This window comes from Gryllotalpicola sp. CP2-P1 (genome assembly GCF_057512245.1).
In genome coordinates this window covers 1-5,756 of record NZ_JBLRDT010000159.1, presented here as the reverse complement: position 1 = coordinate 5,756, position 5,756 = coordinate 1, and the positions used below count along the sequence as shown (strand labels likewise).

The 5,756-nt window shown below is 71.6% G+C and carries 9 protein-coding genes; 6 read left to right on the top strand and 3 right to left on the bottom strand.

Annotated features, from left to right (window positions below; all coding sequences use genetic code 11):
* The 4 genes from ACM2XV_RS11535 to ACM2XV_RS11520 all read left to right on the top strand — a co-directional run.
* Nucleotides 1-647 (top strand): ABC transporter ATP-binding protein (locus ACM2XV_RS11535; RefSeq protein ID WP_487027023.1); only part of this gene is annotated, 647 nt, incomplete at its 5' end.
* On the top strand, nucleotides 644-1,426 hold the full coding sequence (locus ACM2XV_RS11530; protein ID WP_487027022.1) for an energy-coupling factor transporter transmembrane component T family protein: 783 nt from the start codon (nucleotides 644-646) through the stop codon (nucleotides 1,424-1,426). The genes ACM2XV_RS11535 and ACM2XV_RS11530, both read left to right, overlap by 4 nt.
* Complete coding sequence (locus ACM2XV_RS11525; protein ID WP_487027021.1) at nucleotides 1,416-1,979, top strand: nucleoside/nucleotide kinase family protein; 564 nt, start codon at nucleotides 1,416-1,418, stop codon at nucleotides 1,977-1,979. Before ACM2XV_RS11530 ends, ACM2XV_RS11525 begins: the two co-directional genes overlap by 11 nt.
* 20 nt (nucleotides 1,980-1,999) lie before the next feature.
* Complete coding sequence (locus tag ACM2XV_RS11520) at nucleotides 2,000-2,263, top strand: hypothetical protein (RefSeq protein WP_487027020.1); 264 nt, start codon at nucleotides 2,000-2,002, stop codon at nucleotides 2,261-2,263.
* On the opposite strand, the gene ACM2XV_RS11515 is transcribed toward ACM2XV_RS11520, so the two are convergent.
* Nucleotides 2,264-2,545: a metallopeptidase family protein gene (locus ACM2XV_RS11515; RefSeq protein WP_487027024.1), complete on the bottom strand. Its 282-nt coding sequence runs from the start codon at nucleotides 2,543-2,545 to the stop codon at nucleotides 2,264-2,266.
* Nucleotides 2,546-2,637: 92 nt separating this feature from the next.
* Between ACM2XV_RS11515 and ACM2XV_RS11510 the strand changes: the two genes are divergently transcribed.
* Nucleotides 2,638-4,008, top strand: a complete 1,371-nt coding sequence (locus ACM2XV_RS11510; RefSeq protein WP_487027019.1) for an NAD(P)/FAD-dependent oxidoreductase — start codon at nucleotides 2,638-2,640, stop codon at nucleotides 4,006-4,008.
* Here ACM2XV_RS11510 and ACM2XV_RS11505 read toward each other — a convergent pair.
* On the bottom strand, nucleotides 4,005-4,631 hold the full coding sequence (locus tag ACM2XV_RS11505) for a response regulator (protein ID WP_344778814.1): 627 nt from the start codon (nucleotides 4,629-4,631) through the stop codon (nucleotides 4,005-4,007). The two genes, ACM2XV_RS11510 and ACM2XV_RS11505, sit on opposite strands and share 4 nt — an antisense overlap.
* A complete protein-coding gene (locus ACM2XV_RS11500) occupies nucleotides 4,628-4,948 on the bottom strand; it encodes a hypothetical protein (protein ID WP_344778816.1) in 321 nt (106 codons plus the stop codon). The genes ACM2XV_RS11505 and ACM2XV_RS11500 overlap by 4 nt, the downstream gene beginning before the upstream one ends.
* A 180-nt stretch (nucleotides 4,949-5,128) precedes the next feature.
* Between ACM2XV_RS11500 and ACM2XV_RS11495 the strand changes: the two genes are divergently transcribed.
* Entirely contained in the window at nucleotides 5,129-5,620 is a 492-nt protein-coding gene (locus ACM2XV_RS11495) for a universal stress protein (RefSeq protein ID WP_487027018.1), read from the top strand.
* Nucleotides 5,621-5,756 lie beyond the last annotated feature (136 nt).

Here is a 5,756-nt window from a genome sequence, read left to right as displayed (position 1 = left end):
GGCCGGGGGCGCAGCCCGTTGCGGAGGGCATCGAGTTCGCGTTGGGGGCGGGGGAGGCCGTGGTGGTCTCGGGGCCGAACGGTGTGGGCAAGTCGACGACAGCACTCACCCTCGGCGGACTGCTGGCGCCGCGGAAGGGCGCCGTGACGGCCGCACCACGGCTCGCGGCCGGTGCGGCATCCGCGCCGATCCGCTGGTCGTCGCGCGAACTGCTCACGCGCATCGGCAGCGTCTTCCAGAACCCCGAGCATCAACTGCTCGCGTCCACCGTGCGCGCCGAGCTCGCGGTCGGTCCGCGGGCGCTGCGGCTCTCGGCCGCCGAAGTCGACACGCGGGTCGACGAGCTGCTGGCGCGGCTGCGGCTCGACGGCCTCGCCGACGCGAATCCGTTCACCCTCTCTGGCGGGCAGAAGCGCCGGCTGTCGGTCGCGACGGCACTCGCCACGCGACCGCGCGTCCTGCTGCTCGACGAGCCGACTTTCGGGCAGGACGCGCTCACCTGGGCCGAGCTCGTCCTGCTGCTGGGCGAGCTGGCCGACGCGGGCAACGCGATCGTCGCGGTGAGTCACGACGAAGAGCTGGCCGGTGCCCTCGGGGCCCGCGAGTGGCGGCTCGAGCCTCGCAGACAGCAGGAGACGCTGCGATGAGTGCGCTGCTTCCCGCGATTCGCTCTGGCCTGCTCGCGCGCATCAACCCGGTGACCAAGCTCGGCTGCGCCCTGCTCGTGGCGTTCACCCTGCTCGCGACGGTGGACTGGGTGAGCGCAGTCGTCGCCGTCGTGCTCGAGAGCGCCGTGCTCGCCTTCACGGGTCTGCCGTGGCGGCGCGTGCTTCCGCGGCTCATGCCGCTCATCGTCGCCGCGCTCCTCGCCGGCGTCACCACGACGCTCTACGGCGTGCCGTCCGGGCGCGTGTGGTGGCAGTGGGGGGTCGTGGAGGTCACGGACGGGTCGATCGGCTTCGCGATCGCGACGGCCCTGCGCATTCTGGCGATCGGGGTGCCGTCGGTCGTGCTGTTCCTCACGATCGACCCCACCGAGCTCGCCGACGGGCTCGCGCAGATCGTGCGCCTTCCGGCGCGCTTCGTGATCGGCGCGCTGGCGGCGCTGCGCCTGGTCGGGCTGTTCTTCGACGACTGGCGGGCGCTGTCGCTCGCCCGCAGGGCGCGCGGCGTCGCCGACCGGGGCAGGCTGCAGCGTTACGCGGGTGTGGTGTTCGCGCTGCTCGTGCTCGCCATTCGCCGCGGTACGAAGCTGACCACGGCGATGGAGTCGCGCGGCTTCGGTGCCGCGGGCCCGCGTAGCTGGGCCCGGCCCGCCACGCTCGGGCGTGCCGACGCGGTCGCGTTCGCGATCGGCTTCGCGATCGCCGCGACCGCGGTGGCCGTGTCCGTCTCGACGGGAAGCTGGCACTGGATTGCGTCTTGACGAGAAGGTGATCGCCGCCGTCGCGGCGCTCCCGGCGAGGAATCCGGTCGTCCTCATCGACGGGCCGAGCGGTGCCGGCAAGTCGACGCTCGCGGACGCGCTGGTCGCCGGCTGGCCAGGGGGCGCCGTGCCCGAGCTGGTGCGGCTCGACGATCTCTACCCAGGCTGGGAGGGCCTGGTCGCGGCGAGTCGCGCCGTCGCGACCGAGCTGCTCGCACCGCTGCGCCACACGGGCACCGGTCGCTGGCGGCGCTGGAACTGGGCGGCCGGCCGCCCGGCCGAGTGGCATGAGGTGCGCGCCGACCGGCCGCTCGTGATCGAGGGGTGCGGTGCGCTTAGCAGAGCCTCCGCGCCTCTTGCCGATCTGCGGGTGTGGCTCAGCGCAGACGACGCCGTGCGCAAGAGACGCGCCCTCGTGCGCGACCGCGGCGCATTCGACGCGCACTGGGACATGTGGGACGAGCAGTTCACGCGGTTCGTGCGCACACAGCATCCGCTCGCCCTCGCTGACCTCGTTCTCGACGCAACGCAAGTCCCTAGCCCCACGTCGTAACCTCGGGCTAGATTCTCGACATGAGCACCGCAGAGACCGCTAAGGAATACATCACCGAGTTCCTCGACGGCCCCCTTCAGGGACAGACCCAGCACCGCAGCTTCATCGAGGGCGAGTACGAGAAAGACATCGAAGCGTTCGTCGCCGTCGAGGGGCTGCCGTCGCAGCTGCACTACGTCGCCCAATCGACCCGGCAGGTCGGCGACACGCTCTTCGTGAGCTACCGCTTCGACGCCTCGGGCAGCGACTCCATCGAGCTCGACGATCAGGACACCAACATCTAGTCACGCCCAGCCGAGGCGATGCAACTCGGCGTCGTCGATGCCGTAGTAGTGGGCGATCTCGTGCACCAGGGTGACGTGGAGCTCGTCGCGCAGCTCGTCGACGGTGTCGGACGCTGCCAGGTGCGGCTCGCGGTAGACGATGATGCGGTCGGGCAGCTCGCCGAAGCCATAGCGGTCCCGCTCGGTCAGATCCGTTCCGTCGTACACGGCTAGCAGGTCGAGCGAGCCGTCTTCCGGTCGGTCCTCGACGAGGAACACCAGATTCTCGAGCCCGTCGACCATGTCGTCGGGCAGGGCGTCGAGCTCGTCGGTGACGAGTCGTTCGAACTCGTCCTGGCTCAGCTCGACCACGGCCCCACGATACCGTTGGCCTCGTGAAGAACGGCGAGGTGTCCTTCTGGTGGTCGCAGCTCGGCGAGGTCGAGCAGCGCCCGCCCCTTGCCGAGTCGATCGAGGCGGATGCCTGCATTGTCGGCGCCGGCTACACGGGTCTCTGGACGGCCTACTACCTGAAGAAGGCGCAACCGGCCCTGCGCGTGGTGCTGCTCGAGCAGCGCTTCGCGGGCTACGGCGCGTCCGGGCGCAACGGCGGGTGGCTCGCGAACTCGATCACGGGCGGGCGCGAGCAGTACGTCGCTCGGCACGGCCGGTCTGCCGTGGCGCGCTTCCAGCAGATCGCGAACGAGACCGTCGACGAGGTGATCCGCGTCGCCGGCGCGGAGGGCATCGATGCCGACCTGCACAAGGGCGGCGAGTTCACCGTCGCCACCGACCGCGCCCAACTGGGGCGCCTGCAGGAGTTCGCGCGCGCTGAGCAGACCTGGGCCGAGAGCGGCGTCGAGCTCCTGTCAGCGAGCGAAGCTCGCCGTCGCATCAATGTCGAGGGCGCTCTGGGCGCCGTCTGGCACCCGCACACCGCCCGGCTGCACCCCGCGAAGCTCGCGCGCGGGCTGCGCGAGGCGGTGCTTCGGCTCGGCGTCGAGCTCTACGAAGGCACGCGCGTCGCCGCGATCGAGCCCCATCACGCGCTCACCGCGCACGGCACCGTGCGCGCGCCCGTCATCGTGCGCGCGACCGAGGGCTTTACCGCCGGCTTCCCGAAGTTCCACCGCGAGTGGCTGCCGCTGAACTCCTCCCTCGTGGTGACGGCGCCGCTGCCGGCATCCGCGTGGGCCGAAATCGGGTGGGACGGGCGTGAGACGCTCGGCGACATGGCGCACGCGTACATGTACGCGCAGCGCACGGCCGACGATCGCATCGCGTTCGGCGGCCGCGGGCGCCCCTATCGCTACGCCTCCGGCGTGGACGCAGACGGGCGGACTCCCGCGGCGACCGTCGCCGAGCTGCGCGCCCTCATCGAGCGCTTCTGGCCCGTGCTGCGCGGTGTTCAGCTCGACCACGCCTGGTCGGGTGTGCTCGGAGTGCCGCGCGACTGGTCCGCGACGGTCGGGCTCGACCGGGGGACGGGGCTCGGGTGGGCAGGCGGCTACGTCGGCACGGGCGTCGCCTCGACGAATCTCGCCGGCCGCACCCTCAGCGACCTGATCCTCGGGAAGGACAGCGAGCTCGTGACGCTGCCGTGGGTCGACCACCGTGTGCGGCGGTGGGAGCGCGAACCGCTTCGCTGGGTCGCGGTGCAGTCGCTGTATGCGCTCTATCGCGCCGCGGACCGCGCCGAGCATGCCGGACGAGCCACGACGTCGCCGTTGGCGAGGCTCGCGGACCTCGTCTCAGGGCACCGCTAGTTGCGCGCGCCGGTCTGCAGCAGCGCCGCCTGAGTGCGGCTCTGCAGGCCGAGCTTCGCGAGCAGTGACGACACGTAGTTCTTCACCGTCTTCTCGGCAAGGCCCATCTCGTGGCCGATCTGCTTGTTCGACAAGCCGTCGGCGATGAGCGAGAGAACCTGCTTCTCACGGGCCGTGAGCGCGTCGAAGCGCGGGTCGTCGGCGCCGTGCCGCATGCGCTGCGTGACGCGCTCGCGCAGCCCGGCGTCGATGAGCGACTCGCCGCGGGCGGCGCGGCGCACGCTCTCGACGAGGCCGTTGCCGCGGATGTCCTTGAGCACGTAGCCGATCGCACCGGCGAGGATCGCCGAATAGACCGCCTCGTCGTCGTCGTACGCGGTGAGCATCACGCAGCGGGTATCGGGCGCCGCCGCCAGCACATCGCGGCAGATGTCGACGCCGCTGCCGTCGGGCAGGCGCACGTCGAGCAGCACGACGTCGGGGCGGGTCGCGAGGATGCGGCCGAGGGCGTGCGTCGCGCCATCGCACTCGCCGACCACCTCGATGTCGCGCTCGCGGTCGAGCAGGTCGGCGACACCGCGGCGGACGACCTCGTGGTCGTCCACGAGGAAGACGCGGGTCATGCGCGGGCCGCCGGTGCGGGTGCGGCGCTCAACAGCAGCGCGGCGGCTTCGTCCCAGAGCAGAGAGTGGCCGCACTCGTGCGCGTACTCGGGGATCTGGCCGGCGTAGGCGACGTAGTAGTGGCCCTCGTGGTGGATCCAGCCGCGCTTGCGGCCGTCGACGTAGACCGCGCAGGTGTCGAGGTCGACCTCGCGCGCGACGAGCTGCACCTCGAACGGCGCGCCGTCGGCGCGCGGCACGCGGACGGTCGCCAGCGTACTTCCGTGGGTTCCCAGAACCCCGGCGGGCCGCGGGGCGGGACGCTCGAGCATCAACACGGTGTGCACCTTCGATCCGGCAGGGGGTGATCCGCCTACGTGCCAGCATTGCCGGGGGCGGGGGCAGGATGCCAGGGCAGAAAGTCCCTGCGCCGCCAGGCTACGCCGCGCGGCAGGTGCCGTGAAGGGCTGAGCAGAAAGACCCGGTGCGCTGCGCCGCGGGCGGGCAAGACTGCGGGCATGAACACAATGGGGGTGGGCGAGAGGCCCACGAAGATAGTGGTCGGGCTCGACGGCTCCGAGCGTTCCGTTGCGGCACTGCGCCGCGCGGCGGCGCTGGCCGATGCGCTCGGCGCGCGCATCCATCTGGTCGCCGTGTGGCAGTACCCGTCGATCGGTGCGGGGGCGTACCCCGTGGACGCCGTGCTCTTCGAGAGCTGGGCACGTGACTCGATCGTCGAGGCGAAGAGCAAGGTGTGGGGTGCGAACCCGCCGGCGTCACTGACGACGCTCGTGCGCAACGGCTCGCCGGCGCGCGTGCTGATCGAAGAGAGCAGGGATGCCGACATGCTGGTCGTCGGAAGCCGCGGTCACGGCGGCTTCGCCGGCCTCATGCTCGGCTCGGTGAGCATGGCGGTCGCGGAGCACGGCAAGTGCCCGGTGCTCGTCGTGCACGACGTGCCGCCGGGGCATGTCGCGCCCGAACCCGCCGCAGCGGTCACACACGCCTAACCCGAGGTCGGGGTTCCGCCGAGCAGCCGCCGCACCTCGTCGTCGCTCGTCTGGGTGAAGTCGAGGTATGCCTGCCCGACGCCGAGGAAGGTCGGCGGGAACCACGGGCAGATGAGGTCGTCGGCGGATTCCAGCG

Coding starts and splice junctions, on each gene's coding strand:
- ACM2XV_RS11530 (WP_487027022.1), top strand. CDS start 644: ATGAGTGCGCTGCTTCCCGCGATTCGCTCTGGCCTGCTCGCGCGCATC.
- ACM2XV_RS11520 (WP_487027020.1), top strand. CDS start 2,000: ATGAGCACCGCAGAGACCGCTAAGGAATACATCACCGAGTTCCTCGAC.
- ACM2XV_RS11515 (WP_487027024.1), bottom strand. CDS start 2,545: ATGGTCGACGGGCTCGAGAATCTGGTGTTCCTCGTCGAGGACCGACCG.
- ACM2XV_RS11505 (WP_344778814.1), bottom strand. CDS start 4,631: ATGACCCGCGTCTTCCTCGTGGACGACCACGAGGTCGTCCGCCGCGGT.
- ACM2XV_RS11495 (WP_487027018.1), top strand. CDS start 5,129: ATGAACACAATGGGGGTGGGCGAGAGGCCCACGAAGATAGTGGTCGGG.